This is a genomic window from Bacillus testis (assembly GCF_001243895.1).
GTDB classification, from domain to species: domain Bacteria; phylum Bacillota; class Bacilli; order Bacillales; family DSM-1321; genus Bacillus_AD; species Bacillus_AD testis.
This window is the reverse complement of record NZ_LN851186.1, coordinates 3,575,318-3,595,737: the sequence shown is the minus strand read 5'-3', so window position 1 is coordinate 3,595,737 and position 20,420 is coordinate 3,575,318. Positions and strand designations below refer to the sequence as shown.

At 43.0% G+C, this 20,420-nt stretch carries 19 protein-coding genes and 1 other RNA gene; 16 read left to right on the top strand and 4 right to left on the bottom strand.

The features are described 5' to 3' along the window. Positions 1–296: 296 nt before the first annotated feature. The 6 genes from BN1765_RS17875 to BN1765_RS17850 all read left to right on the top strand — a co-directional run bounded on the left by BN1765_RS17875 (position 297) and on the right by BN1765_RS17850 (position 6,289). Positions 297–1,478: a phosphoglycerate kinase gene (locus BN1765_RS17875; protein WP_050616385.1), complete on the top strand. Its 1,182-nt coding sequence runs from the start codon at positions 297–299 to the stop codon at positions 1,476–1,478. Between the two features lie 99 nt (positions 1,479–1,577). Beyond that, entirely contained in the window at positions 1,578–2,339 is a 762-nt protein-coding gene (gene tpiA / locus BN1765_RS17870) for a triose-phosphate isomerase (RefSeq protein ID WP_050616384.1), read from the top strand. Continuing rightward, complete coding sequence (gene gpmI / locus BN1765_RS17865; protein WP_050616383.1) at positions 2,332–3,867, top strand: 2,3-bisphosphoglycerate-independent phosphoglycerate mutase; 1,536 nt, start codon at positions 2,332–2,334, stop codon at positions 3,865–3,867. Before tpiA ends, gpmI begins: the two co-directional genes overlap by 8 nt. Positions 3,868–3,896: 29 nt before the next feature. Beyond that, on the top strand, positions 3,897–5,192 hold the full coding sequence (gene eno, locus BN1765_RS17860; protein ID WP_050616382.1) for a phosphopyruvate hydratase: 1,296 nt from the start codon (positions 3,897–3,899) through the stop codon (positions 5,190–5,192). Between the two features lie 160 nt (positions 5,193–5,352). After that, positions 5,353–5,787, top strand: a complete 435-nt coding sequence (locus BN1765_RS17855; RefSeq protein WP_069203048.1) for a hypothetical protein — start codon at positions 5,353–5,355, stop codon at positions 5,785–5,787. A 151-nt stretch (positions 5,788–5,938) separates the two neighbouring features. After that, positions 5,939–6,289 (top strand): hypothetical protein, encoded by a 351-nt coding sequence (locus BN1765_RS17850; RefSeq protein WP_050616380.1) that lies wholly within the window; start codon positions 5,939–5,941, stop codon positions 6,287–6,289. 75 nt (positions 6,290–6,364) lie between these two features. Here BN1765_RS17850 and manA read toward each other — a convergent pair whose 3' ends face one another. Beyond that, the gene (manA, locus tag BN1765_RS17845; RefSeq protein WP_050616379.1) at positions 6,365–7,306 is read right to left on the bottom strand and encodes a mannose-6-phosphate isomerase, class I; all 942 of its coding nucleotides are present in this window, start codon (positions 7,304–7,306) and stop codon (positions 6,365–6,367) included. A 525-nt stretch (positions 7,307–7,831) separates the two neighbouring features. Here manA and BN1765_RS17840 point away from each other — a divergent pair. Next, positions 7,832–8,614 carry an HAD family hydrolase gene (locus BN1765_RS17840; protein ID WP_050616378.1) on the top strand — a complete coding sequence of 261 codons (783 nt, stop codon included), beginning with the start codon at positions 7,832–7,834 and terminating at the stop codon, positions 8,612–8,614. A gap of 112 nt (positions 8,615–8,726) precedes the next feature. Here BN1765_RS17840 and BN1765_RS17835 read toward each other — a convergent pair whose 3' ends face one another. Next, positions 8,727–9,233, bottom strand: coding sequence for a DinB family protein (locus BN1765_RS17835; protein WP_050616377.1), 507 nt, complete (start codon positions 9,231–9,233; stop codon positions 8,727–8,729). Between the two features lie 534 nt (positions 9,234–9,767). Then, positions 9,768–10,487 (bottom strand): YebC/PmpR family DNA-binding transcriptional regulator, encoded by a 720-nt coding sequence (locus BN1765_RS17830; RefSeq protein ID WP_050616376.1) that lies wholly within the window; start codon positions 10,485–10,487, stop codon positions 9,768–9,770. A gap of 447 nt (positions 10,488–10,934) precedes the next feature. On the opposite strand from BN1765_RS17830, the gene BN1765_RS17825 reads away from it, so the two are divergent. Then, positions 10,935–11,192, top strand: coding sequence for a DUF2164 domain-containing protein (locus tag BN1765_RS17825; protein WP_050616375.1), 258 nt, complete (start codon positions 10,935–10,937; stop codon positions 11,190–11,192). A gap of 79 nt (positions 11,193–11,271) precedes the next feature. Here BN1765_RS17825 and BN1765_RS17820 read toward each other — a convergent pair whose 3' ends face one another. After that, entirely contained in the window at positions 11,272–11,817 is a 546-nt protein-coding gene (locus BN1765_RS17820; protein WP_050616374.1) for a hypothetical protein, read from the bottom strand. Positions 11,818–12,013: 196 nt separating this feature from the next. Here BN1765_RS17820 and secG point away from each other — a divergent pair, with 196 nt between their 5' ends. The 8 genes from secG (at position 12,014) to BN1765_RS17785 (ending at position 20,141) form a co-directional block, all read left to right on the top strand. Continuing rightward, on the top strand, positions 12,014–12,247 hold the full coding sequence (secG, locus tag BN1765_RS17815) for a preprotein translocase subunit SecG (protein WP_050616373.1): 234 nt from the start codon (positions 12,014–12,016) through the stop codon (positions 12,245–12,247). 400 nt (positions 12,248–12,647) lie between these two features. Beyond that, on the top strand, positions 12,648–13,607 hold the full coding sequence (locus BN1765_RS17810; RefSeq protein ID WP_050616372.1) for a c-type cytochrome: 960 nt from the start codon (positions 12,648–12,650) through the stop codon (positions 13,605–13,607). 119 nt (positions 13,608–13,726) lie between these two features. Continuing rightward, positions 13,727–14,419 carry a response regulator transcription factor gene (locus tag BN1765_RS17805; RefSeq protein WP_050616371.1) on the top strand — a complete coding sequence of 231 codons (693 nt, stop codon included), beginning with the start codon at positions 13,727–13,729 and terminating at the stop codon, positions 14,417–14,419. Between the two features lie 118 nt (positions 14,420–14,537). Next, a complete protein-coding gene (locus BN1765_RS17800) occupies positions 14,538–15,278 on the top strand; it encodes an alpha/beta hydrolase (protein ID WP_050616370.1) in 741 nt (246 codons plus the stop codon). Positions 15,279–15,311: 33 nt separating this feature from the next. Then, positions 15,312–17,702 (top strand): ribonuclease R, encoded by a 2,391-nt coding sequence (gene rnr, locus BN1765_RS17795; RefSeq protein WP_050616369.1) that lies wholly within the window; start codon positions 15,312–15,314, stop codon positions 17,700–17,702. Between the two features lie 145 nt (positions 17,703–17,847). After that, positions 17,848–18,315: an SsrA-binding protein SmpB gene (gene smpB, locus BN1765_RS17790; RefSeq protein ID WP_050616368.1), complete on the top strand. Its 468-nt coding sequence runs from the start codon at positions 17,848–17,850 to the stop codon at positions 18,313–18,315. Positions 18,316–18,510: 195 nt separating this feature from the next. Continuing rightward, positions 18,511–18,872: a transfer-messenger RNA gene (gene ssrA / locus BN1765_RS19385) on the top strand. A gap of 303 nt (positions 18,873–19,175) precedes the next feature. Further along, positions 19,176–20,141 carry a S8 family peptidase gene (locus tag BN1765_RS17785; protein WP_050616367.1) on the top strand — a complete coding sequence of 322 codons (966 nt, stop codon included), beginning with the start codon at positions 19,176–19,178 and terminating at the stop codon, positions 20,139–20,141. The last annotated feature ends 279 nt before the right edge of the window (positions 20,142–20,420 follow it).

The following is a 20,420-nucleotide window of genomic DNA, read 5'->3' as shown; positions in this document are numbered from 1 at the left end:
ACTCCTCTTATAGCGGATTGGACGCATGGGGATCGTGTGTCCAGCGTTTAGACGATAAGATAGAATTGGTAAAGGGGAGAGGGGAAAATGCCCCTCCCCCTTTATTTTTGTCCGGAACGGTCCGAGGAATGATGATCTCTTTTCACAGATTCCCCATATTCCTTTGCCAATCAATATGGGCAATAAATGGAAAGAACATGATTATTTTTAGGGTCGGCGGGAAAATCTACTGGTAACAGTATCTTTTTCCACTTTTTTATGACATTCTTTTATTAGGTAAGGGAGGTTCTTTTTCCATGAACAAAATGAGCATTAAAGACATCGATGTTAAAGGAAAACGCGTATTCTGCCGCGTTGACTTCAACGTACCGATGCAAAATGGACAAATTACAGACGATACGCGTGTACGCGCAGCATTGCCTACAATCCAGTACTTGATGGAACAAGGCGCAAAAGTGATCCTTGCTAGTCACATGGGTCGCCCAAAAGGACAAGTAAACGAAGAACTTCGTTTAACTCCTGTTGCTAAAAAATTAAGCGAGCTTCTTGGAAAAGAAGTAGCTAAAGCAGACGAAGCTTACGGCGACGCTGTAAAAGCTCAAATCGAAAAAATGAACGACGGCGATGTACTATTGCTTGAAAACGTTCGTTTCTATGCTGGAGAAGAAAAGAACGATCCAGAATTGGCTAAAGAATTCGCTTCATTGGCTGATATCTTCGTTAACGATGCTTTCGGTGCTGCTCACCGTGCACATGCATCTACTGAAGGGATTGCTAAATTAATCCCTGCTGTATCTGGTTTCTTGATGCAAAAAGAATTGGATGTATTAGGTAAAGCATTATCTAATCCAGAACGTCCTTTCACTGCCATCATCGGTGGCGCTAAAGTAAAAGACAAGATCGGCGTAATTGAAAACCTTCTTGAAAAAGTAGATAACCTGATCATCGGCGGAGGCTTGGCTTACACATTCATCAAAGCTCAAGGCTACGAAATCGGACAATCTCTACTAGAAGAAGATAAAATCGAACTTGCTAAAACATTCATGGCAAAAGCAAAAGAAAAAGGCGTTAACTTCTTGATGCCTGTTGATGCTGTCATCGCACCAGAATTCGGTGAGAATGTTGAAACAAAAGTAGTCGATATCGATGCCATCCCTGCTGACTGGCAAGCACTTGATATCGGACCTAAAACAGTTGAATTGTATGCAGACGCAATCAAAAAGTCTAAATTGGTTATCTGGAACGGACCAATGGGTGTATTCGAATTCGACAAGTTCGCTGGCGGCACAAAAGGTGTAGCTCAAGCACTTGCTGAATCTGATGCATACAGCGTAATCGGCGGTGGAGACTCAGCTGCAGCGGTTGAAAAATTCCACATGGCTGATAAGATGTCACATATCTCTACTGGCGGCGGCGCTTCACTAGAGTTCATGGAAGGCAAAGAACTTCCAGGCGTAGTGGCACTTAACGATAAGTAATTAAACACATGCCCGGAAAAGAAGCATGCCGTTCAAGGGCCCTGAATGGCATCTGAAAGACCGGAAAGCATGAGTGAAACTAGAGAGGATGGTACTTACATGCGTAAGCCAATTATCGCTGGTAACTGGAAAATGAATAAAACTCTTTCAGAAGCGAAAAGCTTTGTAGAAGAAGTAAAGAACTTAGTACCTTCTAATGAAGCAGTTGATTCTGTAGTATGTTCACCAGCACTATTCTTAGACCAACTTGTGCAAGCTACTAAAGGTACTAACCTTGCAATAGGCGCACAAAATATGCACTTCGAAGAAAACGGAGCTTTCACTGGCGAAATTTCACCGGTTGCTCTTGCTGATCTTGGTGTACAATATGTGATTCTTGGACATTCAGAACGCAGAGAAATGTTCAACGAAACAGATGAGTCAGTGAACAAAAAAACATTGGCTGCATTCAAACATAACTTAACTCCAATCGTTTGCTGCGGTGAAACATTGGAAGAACGCGAAAGCGGTAAAACAAATGAGCTTGTCGGCTCTCAAGTAGAAAAAGCGCTTGTTGGATTGACTCCTGAGCAAGTAAAACAAACAGTGATTGCTTATGAGCCTATCTGGGCAATCGGCACTGGTAAATCGTCTACTGCTCAAGATGCAAATGAAGTATGTGCGCACATTCGTTCAGTTGTTGCATCTCAATTCTCTCAAGACGTTGCTGACGCAATCCGCATCCAATACGGCGGAAGCGTTAAGCCGGAAAATATCAAAGAATACATGGCTCAACCTGATATCGACGGCGCATTAGTCGGCGGAGCAGCACTTGATCCAAAATCTTTCCTTCAATTGTTGGAGGCTGGTAAAAATGACTAAGGCACCTGTTGCATTAATCATCCTTGATGGTTTCGGACTTCGTGATGTGACACAAGGAAACGCTGTTGCACAAGCGAAGAAACCTAATTTCGACCGTTACTGGAACCAATACCCTCATGCTACTTTACGTGCTGACGGTGAATATGTTGGACTTCCAGAAGGCCAAATGGGTAACTCCGAAGTCGGCCACTTGAATATCGGTGCTGGACGCGTCGTATACCAAAGCTTGACTCGTGTGAACGTAGCAATCCGTGAAGGTGAATTCGATAAGAATGAAACATTTATGGCAGCTATGGACCACGTGAAGAAAACAGGCAAAGCCTTGCACTTATTTGGTCTATTATCAGATGGCGGCGTACATAGCCATATCGACCATTTATTCGCACTACTTAAGCTTGCTGCTAAAGAAGGCGTAAAAAATGTGTACGTGCATGCAATCCTTGACGGCCGTGATGTCGGTCCGCAAACTGCGAAGGAATACATTGAGCGTACAGAAGCGTTAATCAAAGAATTGGGTGTCGGCCAAATCGCTACAGTTTCCGGACGTTATTACAGCATGGACCGCGACCAACGCTGGGACCGTGTAGAAAAATCTTACCGCGCAATGGTGTACGGAGAAGGCCCAACCTACTCTACACCGCTTGAAGTCGTGGAAGATTCTTATAACAATGGAATCTTTGACGAATTCGTACTTCCTTCTGTTATCACTAAGGAAGACGGTTCACCGGTTGCAACGATCGAAGACGAAGATGCAGTGATCTTCTACAACTTCCGTCCTGACCGTGCCATCCAAATTTCCAATACATTCACGAACGAAGACTTCCGTTCATTCGACCGTGGAGAAAAAGCGCCGAAGAACCTATTCTTCGTCTGCTTCACTCACTTCTCTGAAACAGTTAAAGGGTATGTTGCATTCAAACCGACTAACCTGGATAACACAATCGGTGAAGTATTATCACAAAACAATCTTAAACAGCTTCGTATTGCTGAAACGGAAAAATATCCTCACGTTACGTTCTTCATGAGCGGTGGACGCGAAGAGAAATTCCCTGGCGAAGAGCGTATCCTGATCAACTCGCCTAAAGTTGCCACTTACGACTTGAAACCGGAAATGAGCGCTTACGAAGTGAAGGATGCATTGATGAAAGAAATCGCAGACGATAAATTCGATGCCATTCTCTTGAACTTTGCTAACCCTGATATGGTTGGACACTCAGGCATGCTTGAGCCAACAATCAAAGCAATCGAAACAGTCGACGAATGCTTAGGCGAAATCGTCGATGCCATTACAGCTAAAGGCGGCTATGCAATCATCACTGCCGACCACGGTAACTCAGATGAAGTAGTGACTCCGGAAGGCAATCCGATGACTGCACATACAACAAACCCAGTACCAGTAATCGTAACGAAGGACGGAATCACACTCCGCACTGACGGTAAACTGGCTGACTTAGCGCCAACAATGCTTGATTTGTTAAACGTAGATAAACCTGCCGAAATGACAGGATCTACTCTAATTAATAAATAATATTTGAACTATAAAGGAGATAATTTAAAATGCCATACATTCAATACGTATATGCACGTGAAGTTCTTGATTCCCGCGGTAACCCAACTGTAGAAGTAGAAGTAATGACTGAGTCTGGTTTCTTCGGACGCGCTCTAGTGCCATCTGGTGCATCAACTGGTGAATACGAAGCAGTTGAATTGCGTGACGGCGACAAATCACGCTACCTTGGAAAAGGTGTTCAAAAAGCAGTAGATAACGTAAACAACATCATTTCTGAAGCTGTAATCGGTATGGACGTTACTGACCAAGTTGGTATCGACCGCACAATGATCGCTTTAGACGGAACTGAAAACAAAGGTAAATTGGGCGCTAACGCTATCCTTGGTGTTTCTATGGCTGTTGCTCATGCTGCTGCTGATTCTGTAGGTCTTCCATTGTACCGTTACCTTGGCGGATTCAACGCTAAACAACTTCCAACTCCAATGATGAACATCATCAACGGTGGATCTCACGCTGACAACAACGTTGACTTCCAAGAATTCATGATCCTTCCTGTTGGAGCTCCAACTTTCAAAGAAGCGATCCGTATGGGTGCTGAAGTATTCCATGCTCTTAAAGCTGTTCTTCACGACAAAGGCCTTAACACAGCTGTAGGTGACGAAGGTGGATTCGCTCCAAACCTTGGTTCAAACCGTGAAGCTCTTGAAGTAATCATCGAAGCAATCAAAAAAGCTGGATACGAGCCTGGTAAAGACGTATTCCTAGGAATGGACGTTGCTTCTTCTGAATTCTACAACAAAGAAACTGGCAAATATGACTTGGCTGGCGAAGGCCGCACTGGTCTAACTTCTGAAGAGCTTGTAAGCTTCTACGAAGAACTTTGCAACGAATTCCCAATCATCTCTATCGAAGATGGTCTTGACGAAAACGACTGGGATGGCCACAAATTGTTGACTGAGCGCATCGGCGACAAAGTTCAACTTGTTGGTGACGACTTGTTCGTAACAAACACTAAAAAGCTTGCTGAAGGTATTGAAAAAGGAATCTCTAACTCAATCCTAATCAAAGTTAACCAAATCGGTACATTGACTGAAACATTCGATGCAATCGAAATGGCTAAACGCGCTGGTTACACTGCAGTTGTATCTCACCGCTCTGGTGAAACAGAAGATGCTACAATCGCTGACATCGCTGTTGCAACTAACGCAGGACAAATCAAAACTGGTTCTATGTCTCGTACAGACCGTATCGCTAAATACAACCAACTTCTTCGCATCGAAGACGAGCTTGGCGATTTAGCAATCTACGATGGTCTTAAATCTTTCTACAACATCAAACGCTAATTAGCTGTTGATGGAGTAGGCGATTTAAAGCCATACAATAAAAACCACCCTTTCATGTGTGAGAAATCCACATGAGAGGGTGGTTTTTTTTCGTATTCTCACCTTTATAGGCAAACAGCCATATGATATCGAATATTGATTAAGTATGTGTGGAGGGATTATGTTGAGACAAACGGATACAGTTCGTCAAATGGTAGATGCATTAGCCAATAGCTTATATGCAGAAGAAATGGTTTGTTCCATGGCATCGCAACTTCGTTATTTTCCGGAAACAGCCCAGTTAAATGGATTAGAGGAAACGCATGGTTCGCTGGTTCCAGCTTCGTACCATCGAGTTACTGCAGTGGGAACAGGGTACAGAATCTTACAGGGAGACAATGCCCCTACTCTCTGGAATGTAATCGAATATTGTATTCGTGAAGCACAGAAGATGGATGCAGCTACTAGAGTTGGGTTGAATAAAATGCTCGCGGCTGCTCCAGAAACGTATCGGGGGTTTGTAAATCAAATAATAGAATTTCAAAAAAATAAGGAGAATTATTTTCAAATGGCTAAGACTGCGTATGAGAGTATAAAAGGGCCGGTAAGATTATAGTCTGCTAAATACCCAACTTTTTGGCACCCCTGACTATATTTATTCAATCCCTATTTTTCAGAAAAGGCATCCTTCTTTCCTCCAAGGCAGGAAGCTTTTTCTTGGCCTAAAAGGTTGATAGAACGGGAACAAAAGAATGGGGTGATTAAGTATGCCGGAAGATGAGAAAATACTAGAAAGCTTTGCAAGTGACGGTGAACTATGGGTGAGAACGAAAAGCGGCTGGAGGCTGGAACACGATTCCGTAGATGACATTGCCTATGCCTTATCGCACCGAAAAGAAAGAGAAGCAGAGGAGAAAGCAAGGAAAGAGGAAGAGAAAAAACGCAAAGCCATAGAGGAACTGGAAGCAGCAAGACGAAAAGAAATACAACAAGCGAACAAGAAGAAAGGTGCAATCAGTAAAGCAAAGCGTGAAGCTAAGAAGAAACACATCAAGGAGGCTAGGGAGAAAGCGCATCAGGAACTGAAACAAAGAATCAAACAAGCAAAGCATAATTAAGCCATTGCGAATAGGCAATGGTTTAATTATGCTTATGAAATTCCTTTTTGATTTTAGCTTAAGCAATTAGGTTATTTATACGTGGGAGACAATTAATTCAATCTCTCCTTTTAGAGTGAAAGGACCAAAATCAGCCGGCAATAAGAAATGGTCTCCTTTCTTTATGTTATATTCCTGGCCATTATGGCAAAGTGTTCCTTCACCTTCAATCATGCTGCAAAGTAAAAATGGATTTGTTTGTTTAAAGGATGCCTGTCCTTTGATTTCCCATTTAGCTACAGAGAAGAATTCATTGTTCACAAAAGTGGTGATGGCTGCATCTTCTATTTGTTTTTTTTCATATGATAAGTGTGCCGGTGTGAAAGGAACGGTGATGACATCCTTCGATTTGTCCAAATGCAATCCTCTTTCATTTCCGGCAGCATCTTTGCGATTATAATCATAGAGGCGGTATGTGGTATCGGAATTTTGCTGTGTTTCTAACACCAATGTCCCCTTGCAAAGTGCATGCACGGTACCGCTTGGTACATAGAAAAAGTCCCCTTTTTTGATTTTGACAACACGAAGCAATCCGTCCCAGTTGCCCTCATCGATCATTTTCACTAATTCTTCTTTCGTTTGAGCATTATGTCCGAAAATCAATTCGGCGCCTTCTTCACAATCGATGATATACCAACACTCTGTTTTCCCCAGTTCGCCATTTTCGTGTTCTTTGGCATAAGCATCATCAGGATGTACCTGTACAGATAGATCATCATTAGCATCCAATATTTTTGTCAATAGCGGAAATGTTTCGCCTTTTAAATGGCCGAATAATTCTCGATGATCTTTCCATAAATCCGCTAATGATAATCCTTTATAAGAACCATTCTTTACAATGCTCGGCCCGTTTGGATGAGCGGAAAAAGCCCAGCATTCACCTGTTCGATTGGATGGAAGTTCATATCCGAATGCGGCTAATTTTGATCCTCCCCAAATTCGTTCTTGAAGTACGGGTTCAAAAAATAATGGTTCCATTGTTTTTTCCACTCCCTGAAGTATATTTTCTATGAATTGTATGATTTATAGACTTATACAAAATGATGGAAGTCTATCTCTAGAAACTATAAACCTGGTGGCCAGACCTCCACGTTGGACGATTTTTCCCGTTCCAAATGGCCCTAAGACTTCTTAAAAAGAATGAAAAGGAGAAGAAGTACAAATGTGGATCAACAACTTTTTCAGTAAAGTGATTGACTAAAACAACTGGTCTGTCGCCGTTTATAAAATCATTCATATCTCTTGCTGTCTTTTATTTCTGAATATGTCTCCTTCAACATGGATTGGTCACTGTCGTATACAATTATATATAAATTCAAATAAGTATATTAATTATTATATATTATATTTATATAAATTTTATAACAATAATTCATTCTATTTTATTTTAAAAATGAACTTACAAGGGGTATGTTTTTGTATAATATTTCCGATATACCTGTATTTTCTGATTTTAGCTGTTTATGATTAGTATATTGATAGAAGCAAGGGAGAGTGAAAAGTATGTTAAAGGCAGTATTGTTTGATTTGGACGATACATTACTGTGGGATCAAAAGAGCGTAAGTGAAGCATTCAAAGCTACATGCAGTTATGCGGCAGCCAAGTATGACATTTCAAGCAGCGCTTTGGAGGAAACTGTAAGAAAAGAAGCAAGGAAGCTATATGCTTCTTATGATACATATGAATTCACTCAAATGATTGGCATAAATCCTTTCGAGGGATTATGGGGGGATTTTGGCGATGGCCATCTGGAATTTCCGAAGATGAAGGAATTAGCGCCTGGCTATCGAAGAGATGCCTGGACGCATGGATTATTGGCATTGGGCATTGAGGATGAAGAACTGGGGAGGGAGTTGGCTGAACGGTTTCCGGCCGAGAGAAAAAAGAACCCGTATCTGTATGAAGAAAGCCTGCGCGTCCTTGAAGCCTTGAAAGGAAAGTATAAGTTGGTGCTGCTGACAAACGGGTCGCCGGAGCTGCAAAAAACCAAATTGTCGATTACGCCGGAGATTGCTCCATATTTCGATGAAATCATTATTTCTGGTGATTTTGGAAAAGGAAAACCGGACTCTTCCATCTTTGAATATGCACTGGAACAAATAGGTGTTGGGAAAGATGAAGCTCTTATGGTCGGCGATAATCTGATGACTGATATTTTGGGCTCCAATCGGGCCGGAATCCGAAATGTATGGGTCAACCGCCATCGCAAAGAACGGACCGAGGTAGAACCAACCTATGAAATCAAGCATCTCGAGGAATTGTATCCTCTTTTGGAAAGAATGTAAAAGGTATACTGAATGTTCGTTCTTGTAACCAGTGCAGAAACGAAAGAAGGCAGTTTAGGCAGAAGAGAAACAAAGATAGCCAAAAGCGATTCCTAAGCAGGGAATCGCTTTTTTAGAAAGATTGCATGCCCATTTCTGAAGATAGGAAAGATTCGACTTGCTGTTTGTGATGGCCGTCATGCCAAATGAACGAACATAGATAGCCATAAAGGGTGTGGGGTTGGCCGCTATATTCATCAATTGCTTCGCCATCCAATGTAAATGTTTCGAAAAAAGCTGGGTCTGGCTTGCGGCGAAGGGAAGCAATTAGTTTTTTTCTGCATTCCATTGTTTGCTTAATCAATTCTTCGGCGGTTATGCCGGAATGGCCATAGTCAGTAGCTATGTCATTCACTTCCTGAATGGATTTGCTGCGGACATCTGCATCCTGTTTCATCTGAGGAAGAATTTCATTGGCCACATATTCATCCCATAGCATGATGTGGGCTACTATTTGGGCGCAGGACCATTTTTCATCTGCAATCGGCTGAAGAAAATGGGCTTGATCCAACGTTTTTACATTTTCCACCCAAAGGATGGATTGGGCAAATTCATCTACGATTTCCTGGGGTTGTTTCATCTAGGCATCTCCTTTTGTTTTGGTTGGTATTATATTCTCTATCGCGGCAATAAATCCCTTTACTGTATAGTATTCTAAAGGAACAGAATTACGAGAAAACTGCGAGTGAGGTGTTATGACAGATGCTATATAAAAAGGTTAGTTACACGGTCGGATGGCTCGTTCATAATGCGTTGGGATCTGGATCGCTTTACGTATAAACAAGTAAAAGAAATTGTAACTAGAAAATATTTCGATTCATTGGCGGATGATTACCGTTACGAGATGCGTCCTTATATTAGCGGTTATCAAGACTCTTCAAATAGTACTCCCGTTTATTGTGGAGCTCTTAGGTGTATTTAAGGGAAGCGGACTAAGAATATTGAATTTAAATGTTCGGAGTTATTTGCTAGGAATATGGAATGGTTTAAAAACGTGCGCAATTTAACAGAAATTGATCATTTAAAATGAGGGAATTTTGTGGATCCGGATTAACCTGAATAAATAAAAGAAGAGCCGTTCCGATATCAGAATGGCTCTTCGTTATTGTGGTGCTTATTCACCTAGATCCACATTGTGGTACACTTGCTGAACATCTTCAAGGTCTTCAAGGGCATCAACCATTTTTTCGAATTGTGCCTGCGCGTCTTCAGGAAGCGTCATTTCATTCTGAGGAAGCATTGTTAATTCAGCTACTGTGAATTCTGTAACGCCAGCGTCTTTGAATGCTTGTTGGACAGCGTGGAATTGGTCTGGCTCCGCGTATACGATGATTGCATCATCTTCTTCAATGATATCGCGGACGTCAAGATCGGCTTCCATCAACAGTTCCAATACTTCATCAGCTGTTTTTCCTTCGATTCCGATAACGGCCGTTGCATCGAACATATAGGCAACAGATCCGCTCACGCCCATGTTCCCGCCATTTTTGCCGAAAGCAGCGCGGACATCGGAAGCTGTGCGGTTTACATTGTTTGTCAATGCGTCAACGATGACCATTGATCCGTTTGGCCCGAAGCCTTCATAGCGAAGTTCATCATAGTTTTCATCTGAACCGCCTTTTGCTTTTTCGATAGCGCGGTCAACGATGGCTTTTGGTACATTATATGTTTTGGCGCGTTCAAGGACGAATTTTAATGACTGATTCAATTCCGGATCAGGTTCACCTTGTTTGGCAGCCACGTAGATTTCACGGCCAAATTTGGCATAAATACGGCTAGTATTAGCATCTTTTGATGCTTTTTTCTCTTTAATATTGTTCCATTTACGGCCCATATTGTTCCACTCGCTTTCAAGAAGAATTCTGTATAAAAGGGATCAGGAAATAGCTCCCGCCCTCTTGGAAAAATAAATATAGGTAGTGCATTTTAGTAAAGTGTATAGTCGGCGGCTTTTATATAGCCCGACTTGTGCATACGCTCTATTATACCTTATTTGCATGGCTGTTTTCGAGTCTTACCGTGAAAAATTCCTACTTGCCAATATGTTGCCGCCTCCTAAGGAATGTAAACGGATGCAACGGAATAATACGTCCATCATTTTAGAAGCACTGTTTCAAATGGTGGGTGGAATTCAAAAATAGGAAAGCTTAATAGAATCGATTCAGTGCCAATGGAATGAATCCAACGATACTTATTTATCGACGCGAAAGGAAGAGTAAAAAGATGCCAGTCTTGATATAATGAGCTTAAATCATGAAAACAAATCAGAGGAGGACAGACCATGCTTGCCATTAAAATTCCGAAAGAGGAAAAAAAAGAGCTGATTGAAAGAATCCAGCATTATTTTTATATGGAAAGAGACGAAGAAATCGGGGATTTGGCTGCTGAACAGTTACTGGATTTCATGATGAAGCAGCTATCGCCTCATATTTATAATCAAGCTATACACGATGCCCAGAAAACAATAGAACAGAAGGTCATTTCGTTGGAGGATGATTTATATGCCCTTGTCCAACCGGTTCCATATAGGGATAGATAAAATAGAAATTCCTGTTCTGTAGGATAAGCTAAACCCCGATACTGCAGTAGCATCGGGGTTGAAATTGGCCAATAGATGGTCAATCACTTCGGCGGTCCCTCTTCATGGCAATTTGGTATTTCTCCATGAATACTCCGATCAGCATACTGGCCAAAAGAAACGGATAGAATTTTTGCATCATATATAATTGGGCATCCTTGGACCAGAAGGCGTGCAGGAAGGAAATGTCCTTCAGCATGGCGGATGCAATGATCATCAAGACATACAGTGTAAACCAAACGACAGACAGGATACTGCTTTCCAGGCGGGCATAGGCCGCTATCAATCCGATTAACAGAGCGAGCAATACTACAGATAGATAATTGGATGGCAGCATGAACGAATTGAATGTAATCGTTTCAGCAAGCATGGAAAAGAGCAACCCAAGAAGCAAACTCGAGAAGGCATATGCGACAAAGATAAGAGTCCGGTTAAAAACAGATTTAGATGCAACTAGTGTGACCGTGGCAATGATGATTATGATTGATTCTATAAAAGCATGTGTGTTCAGCCATAAAGCGATGACGCTAGCGGCTGCGGCTATACAAATAATGATATCTATTTTTTTGATCATATCGCTATACATATCTTCACGTCCTCTCCTACAGACATTATACCCTAACAATCCAATAAAAAATCGATCGCTCACAAAGGTTTTTAAAAGTTACAAAGAAAGTGAATAGTAAGAGTTCAGAAAACAGGCAGAGCCGAAATAGATTGTGAATTTGGAAATGGTATGGTACATTATTTATAATGTTGCATTAATGTAGGAGGTGGACTGCGTGAATACGTTTCTCACAGTTCTTCTAGTAATTGTCAGTATAGCGCTCATAGTGGTTGTTATACTTCAATCTGGTAAGAGTGCGGGGCTTTCCGGAGCAATTTCCGGCGGCGCGGAGCAATTATTCGGTAAACAAAAAGCGCGCGGTATCGATTTGGTTCTTCACAGAATTACAATTGTATTGTCTGTGTTGTTTTTTGCGCTTACGATAGGACTATCTTATTTGAATTTGTAAGATCGGGTCGAAAGCCAGCGGAAGCTGGTTTTTTTATGTTCTTAGGTAGGAGATGCTTTGTTTTTTCCCTATTTGTTTCTTTTGGAGACTATAAAGGGGTTCGTTGTCGGAACAAGAAGTATAGGATGTTGCCCAACCTAGACCGCATTTTCTGGATAAAATCTATGATGGCCAAAAGATAATGCTGCCTGAAATCTTGGCCGGGAAAAAGGAATAAAGATCGAGTAAAGAAGCCTCTGAAATTAGGCTTCTTTTTTAGTGTGAATGAAAGAGCCGGTTGTTATGAAAAATTCATATCTCTATGTCTACTTTGTGAAGGTATCCAGCTCTTAATCATTTCTTAACAAACTCCTTCTATGTTGAATGATATAGACATTGTTTGTAAAAAGGGGTGGGATGTATGAATAAAAATGTCCTGTATTCGATTGTTTCAATAGCCGGCACTATCATTTTGGGCTTTGCTATCATGATTATGTTCATCCACGTGCCTGACGGAGGGCCAAGCAGAAAAACGACTGTTTCATCTGGGGAGAATATGCCTATCAAGACAAAAGCGACGGCCGCCAGTACGGCAGATATCGTGGAGGCGAAGTTTAAGGATTTTATGCCTCCGAGTTTGGACGATGTGCCAGCAGGGGAGAAGGGCGAGCAAATCAAGCATGGCTATAAATATTTGTCAGAAACAGCGACCACGCTAGATGGATATGTGGGAAATTCGCTATCGTGCACCAGTTGCCATGCCAACGGCGGCAATGGTCCTGAATTGGATTTAATCGGCATTACGAAGACTTATCCTGCGTATAATGCCAGAGCAGGAAAAGAAGTCAGCATTGAAGATCGGATAAATGGCTGCTTCCGCCGCAGCATGAATGGAAAGCCATTGTTAAAAGACGGCTCTGAAATGAAGGCGATGGTTGCTTATTTAGATTACATCTCATCAAATGTTCCGACAGGCATCAAAGAAAGACCATGGGCAGCATTGGATAAAATCGATGGAGATATTACGCAAGTGAATACAGACAGAGGAAGGGACATCTACCAAAAAGCCTGCATCACTTGCCATGGCGAAAATGGGGAAGGCAACAATAATGGTCTTGCCGTGTTTGGGGATAACTCCTATAATATCGGCGCCGGAATGGGCAGAATCAGAACAGCTGCTGCATTTATCAAGGACTTTATGCCGAAGGCTGCAACCGGCGGTATCGAACCGGGGACCTTGACGCGTCAGGAAGCGCTTGACGTGGCTGCCTATATTAATGCTCAGGCAAGACCGGATTTCCTGGATAAAATATACGATTGGCCAAAAGGTGATGCGCCGGATGATGCCGCCTACGAAACATTGGCTCAAAAGAAAAAATGAAACCCAAAAGGGATGCTGTCTCGGCATTCCTTTTTCAATTTTTCTAGGATGTTTGAATGTGTCGCCTGTGATATGCTAGTGCTAATCGAATAGCCAGTTTTTTGTAAGGGGGGAGTCTGATGAATGACCATCTACGGGGGAAAAGCATCCTGATTGTCGAGGATGACAGCCAAGTACGCAATCTGATGAAAGTCCATTTGGAAAAGGCCGGATTTGAAGTAATGGAGGCGGAGGATAGCAAGTCAGCCCGCAGGCATTATCTGAAGTATGATCCCTGTTTTGTTATACTTGATCTCATTCTGCCTGATGAAGATGGAAACAGTCTATGCCAGTGGATGCGCTCGGAGCTGAACAGTAATGTGCCGATCATGATTGTGAGCGCAGATAGCTGTGAAGAAAGCCGAATCAAGGGTCTCCGGCAAGGAGCCGATGATTTTTTGCCTAAACCATTCAGTCTCGGCGAGTTAGTGGCCAGGGTGGAAACCATTCTTAGGCGGACTGCGAATAGATGCAGTAAAATCAGTTTTCGCGGACTGACGATCAAGCCGATTAAAAGGGAAGTTCGCTATGAGGACAACATTCTTGATTTGACGCTGTTTGAATATAAATTATTGCTTTATCTGATGCAGCATGCGAACCAAATCCTATCTAGGGAGCAGATTATCAATAAAATGTATGAAAATGGCGAAAAACAAGTAAGCGATCGAACAGTCGATGTACATGTCACTCATTTAAGGAACAAGATTGGCCGGCATAGCGATTATACATTTATTGAAACGGTCCGGGGATTGGGGTATCGTTTCCTCGGCTAATGTGATCATTCCTTTTCCATAGCATAATCAGAGGAAGTTTGTTTAAATAAGAAGATACGTACGAATACTTACTGTTTGCAACTTGAATAACGCACAGGATGAGGGAGAGTAATGGAGAATGAAGATTAAAAAACCTGAGCCGTTCACTTTTGAAGGCGGAAAGAGAGCGGTTTTATTATTGCATGGATTCACGGGCAATTCATCTGATGTACGGATGCTTGGAAGATATCTTCAGGACAGAGGGTATACGAGCCATGCCCCGCATTATAAGGGCCACGGCGTTCCTCCGGAGGAATTGGTTAGCACTGGGCCGAAAGACTGGTGGAAAGATGTCTTGATGGGCTATGATCACTTGAAGCGGATGGGCCATAATGAAATTGCAGTGGCCGGATTATCGCTTGGGGGCGTATTTTCTTTAAAATTAGGTTACACTGTACCTATTAAGGGAATTATACCAATGTGTGCGCCTATGTCTTTCAAAAGTAAGGAGAAGATGTACGAAGGAGTCCTTGCTTACGCCCGCGAGTATAAGAAACGTGAAGGAAAGACGCCTGAACAGATTGAGCAAGAGATGATGAAGTTTGCGCCGATGGATACACTGGAGGCTTTGCAGAATCTAATCGCTTCCGTCCGGGAATCCGTTCCTGAGATCACCGTTCCAACATTCGTGGTACAAGGAGCTAAGGACAATGTGATTAACACAGACAGCGCAAATATCATATATAATGAAGTAAATAGCAATAAAAAAGAAATCAAATGGTATGAAGAATCTGGACATGTTATTACGCTTGATAAAGAAAAAGAACAGCTCCATAGCGATGTGTTTAATTTCCTAGAGCAATTAGACTGGAAGGAATAGCTTTTACCCTTGAATAGGGAGGTTGTTATATTAATGGAAGAGAATATTCGATATTACTATGATCGGTTGCTGCAATTCATGAAAGAAGAATCGTACAAACCGATGACTGTACAAGAATTAGAAAAAGAGTTGGATATTGAAGAATCGGACGATTTCAAAAGCTTCGTCAAAGCACTAGTCAAAATGGAAGAAAAGGGCCAAGTTGTCCGCACAAGAAGCAACCGCTACGGTTTGCCTGAAAAAATGAATTTAGTGCGGGGCAAGTTGATTGCGCATGCAAAAGGCTTTGCTTTCGTTACACCCGAAGAGCCGGGTATGGATGATATTTTTATCCCGCCGCATGAAACAAAGAATGCGATGCATGGGGATCTTGTTTTGGTGCGCATTTCCTCTGAAAGCTCAGGGTCCCGCAGAGAAGGGGCAGTTGAAAAAATCATCGAGCATGGGTTGACCCAATTGGTAGGGACTTATGTGGAAAGCAAACATTTTGGCTTTGTCATTCCTGATGATAAGAAGGTAGTCAACGATATTTTCATTCCAAAGTCTGCAAGAATGGGAGCGGTTGACGGCCATAAAGTGGTTGTTCATTTAACTGCTTATCCAGAGGGACGGGCGAGCGCCGAAGGGGAAGTCATTGAGATCCTCGGCCATAAAAACGATCCGGGTGTCGATATTTTGTCCGTCATCCACAGCCATGGATTGCCATTGGAGTTCCCAGAGGACGTGCTTAAGCAAGCGGAGGCAACGCCTGAAACGATATCCGAGCAGGATTTGGAAAACCGCCGCGATTTACGTGACCAAGTCATTGTCACAATTGATGGTGCAGATGCGAAAGACCTGGATGATGCAGTTACCGTTACTCATTTGGATAACGGCAACTACAAATTGGGCGTTCATATTGCCGATGTCAGCCATTATGTGACAGAAGGCAGCCCAATCGATCGTGAAGCATATGACCGTGGGACAAGTGTCTATTTAGTAGACCGCGTTATCCCGATGATTCCCCATCGCTTATCAAATGGAATCTGTTCATTGAATCCGCGAGTAGACCGCCTGACCCTTTCCTGCGAAATGGAAATCGACCCTTCCGGTAAAGTGGTCAATCACGACATTTTCCAAAGCGTCATTAAAACAACGGAAAGAATGACCTATTCGGATGTGAATAAGATTCTTGTTGATCAGGATGAGGAGCTGCGCGAGCGTTATGAAAAGACAGTTCCCATGTTTGAAGAAATGGAAAAACTTGCTCAAATCCTTCGCGATAAGAGAATGCAGCGTGGGGCCATCGACTTTGATTTTAAGGAATCAAAAGTATTGGTGGACGAAGAAGGACATCCGACAGACGTCGTGCTGCGCGAGCGCTCCGTTGCTGAAAAGCTAATTGAGGAGTTCATGCTTGTTGCCAATGAAACAGTGGCTGAGCATTTCCACTGGATGAACGTACCATTCCTTTACCGGATCCATGAAGATCCAAAAGAAGAAAAGCTTCAACGTTTCTTTGAGTTCATTACAAATTTCGGCTATGTCGTGAAAGGAAAGGCCAATGACGTCCACCCGCGCGCCCTTCAGGAAATCATTGAAGCGGTGGAAGGAAAACCGGAAGAGATGGTCATCTCCACGGTCATGCTGCGTTCTATGCAACAGGCCAAATATGATCCGGCAAGCCTCGGGCATTTTGGATTGTCAACGGATTTCTACACGCATTTTACATCGCCGATCAGACGTTATCCGGACCTGATTGTCCACCGCCTGATCCGGACGTATTTGATCGAAGGAAAAATAGACAATGCAACGAAAGAAAAATGGGCAGCGTTGATGCCGGAAATCGCTGACCATACCTCTAAGCGTGAACGCCGTGCAGTCGATGCAGAACGTGAAACAGACGATCTGAAGAAAACGGAGTTCATGCTGGATAAAGTGGGCGAAGAATACGATGGCATTATTTCTTCTGTCACGAATTTCGGTATGTTCGTTGAATTAGAGAATACAATCGAGGGCCTTGTCCATGTGTCGGCAATGAATGACGATTATTATCGTTTCGATGAACGCCATCTGGCCATGATCGGCGAACGTACAGCCAAGGTATTCCGCATTGGTGACGAAATCCGCGTCAAGGTAACTAACGTCAATAAAGATGAACGGGCCATCGATTTTGAAGTGGCAGGCATGAAGAGCAACCGCCGCCGAGATAACCGTGAACAAAAGGTTTTCAAAGCGGGAAGCAGAGGCCGCAACACATCCCGTTCCAGATCGGGCGACTCTTCTGGCAAAGATGACCGTCCGTATAGCAAGAACAAAAGAAAGAAAAACGGCTCCGGCAAAGCAAATGGAAAGCCGAAAAAAGACGGCAAGGGAAAGAACGGCAAGAAGTTCTTCGAGAATGCCCCTAAAAGCAAGCGGAAGAAAAAGTCCAAACGAGGCTAATAGCAGCGAGAGCCTTCCAAGAAGGCTCTCCTTCCGTTATGATAAGGGAGAGGCGGTACTCCTGTCCTGCAAGGCCCTTAAAGAACGGGCATAAACGGAGTACCAACAAAGAGAGAACTGTTACTGGAGTTTGGAGGAATGCTGTATGGCTAAAGGTATGGGAAAGCAAGTAGCACAGAATAAAAAAGCATATCATGATTATTTTATCGAGGACACATATGAAGCCGGCATCGTTTTGCAAGGGACTGAAATCAAGTCTATACGTAACGCCCGGCTGAATCTAAAGGATTCCCACGCCCGCATCCAAAACGGGGAAGTCTATCTGTACAATATGCACATCTCCCCATATGAGCAGGGAAACCGCTATAACCATGATCCGCTTCGTCCGCGCAAGCTGCTTTTACATAAGCGGGAAATCAGCAAACTGATCGGAGAAACAAAGGAATCAGGATACACACTGGTGCCATTGAAAGTATATTTGAAGAACGGGTTTGCCAAAGTATTGATCGGACTTGGAAAAGGGAAGAAACAATACGACAAGCGCGAAGACCTTAAACGCAAAGAAGCAAAGCGTGATATCGAGCGTGCTTTCCGCGACCGCCAAAAGATGTAAGATGTTTAGGCGGCTGTAATACGGGGTATAGTGCAGTTATAACAGCAAATGGGATGTCGGCTAGTTGGTTCCAGCTCCTGCAAGAACTGACAATTGCAATTCATCCCCTATATGTTATAATGTCTGTACAGAATGATAATTGAATAAGAGCTGCAACAGCTCGCTATTCACTTTCGTTCGTTCCTTTTCTTATACGGGGACGTTACGGATTCGACAGGGGTAGTTTGAGCTTAAGTTGCGAGTCGAGGGGATCGGCCTCGTTAAAACGTCAAAGCCTATAACTGGCAAACAACAAAACAACTTCGCACTAGCTGCTTAATAACAGTCTAATGCGGTTCCTCCCTCCATCGCCCATGTGGTAGGGTAAGGGACTCAACTTTAGTGGGCTACGCCGGATTCCACCGTCTGAGGAAGAAGGAAGAGAACAATCAGACTAGCGATGCGGAAGCCTGTCGATTGGCCGAAGCATTGGCGAAATGCCAATAAATCGACTACACTCGTAGAAGCTTAAGTGGCAATATTTCTGGACGTGGGTTCGACTCCCACCGTCTCCATAGCCCAGTGATATCAAGGGTGTGGAGGTAAGTGGCAACACTTTGGTAACACTAAAGAAAGAGGCGCTAGCCCTTTAAAGGGGCTAGCGCCTTTATTTGTGATTTTTGCTAAAAAGGATGGAACCGGTCTGTTTTCTTACAATAAGTAGCGACTATCATACATTTTTCTCTTTTTTAATGTCGAAACTTGCATGACTAATGTCCTTGAATATAATACGAAAGTACCTATTATAATTAACTGAAAATTGTTAAAATTCAACTAACACCTTGTTTTGGCTAATAAAAACCTGACAGGAGGGAAAGGAAATGAAGAAATCTGTACGTTTATTTCCGCATCAGGTAGAAGAAGTAGTCATGGCAATATCGGAGGTACCAGAAGGGCTAGAACTTATTCAGACGCCCTATTTTTGGGAGAAATCAAAAGGAAAGGGAATGGTTGTCGCTATTTTGGATACAGGTTGTGATTTGGAACATCCCGACCTGAAAGACCGTATTATTGGTGGAAGGAATTTTACAGATGATGACTCAGGCAGGGCTGATTTATTTAAGGACTATAATGGCCACGGTACGCATGTTGCCGGGACGGTCGCAGCCACAGAGAATGGCACTGGTGTCGTCGGGGTAGCGCCGGAAGCAAGCTTGCTTATTGTGAAAGTGCTTGATAAAAATGGTTCCGGCACATACGATTCCGTCATTCAAGGCATCCAATATGCAGTGGAACAAAGGGCGGATATTATTTCAATGAGCCTGGGAGGGCCAGAAGACATGCCTGAACTTCATCAAGCAATCAAAGAAGCGGTGGACCAAGGAATCCTTGTGGTATGTGCAGCTGGAAACGGAGGAGATGGAGATCCAGAGACGGAAGAACTCGACTATCCTGGCTGCTATAACGAGGTTATTTCAGTCGGTGCTGTCGATTTTGACAGACGTTCATCAAGGTTCAGCAACTCCAATAATGAGCTTGACCTTGTCGCACCCGGCGAAAAAATCCGTTCGACTTATTTAAACGGGAAATATGCGACCCTGAGCGGGACTTCCATGGCTACCCCGCATGTTTCCGGTGCTTTGGCACTGTTGAAGCAGTATGCGAATGAAAGCTTTGGCAGACAATTGACTGAAGCAGAGCTATATGCACAGCTTATTAAAAGGACCATTCCCCTGGGCTATTCACCAAGGCTTATAGGGAATGGTCTATTATATTTATCCGTAGACCGTTATCTGGAACAGCTGGCAACAGAAAAAATAGACGGTCTGTATGTAAAGGCTGAATGAGACAAGTTGAACTTTGGCTACACTTTAAAGTAACAGGGGTACAGAAAATAAAAGGCATGCGACGGCGCTGGGTGGTATGTTCCCGTTTTTTCTAGTTTAGAAAAAAGGAGGTGACATATCCATGCAATACCTCCAATCCATTTTAGAGAGTTCCATAATGGTTTTTTTCACGACTCTTGCCTCTGCTATTGCGTATCGCATAGCAAACACCAAGAAAACAAACAAAAGCAAGACCACCCGTAGCCGAAAAAGACGGAAAGGTGGCACTTGATTGGAAAA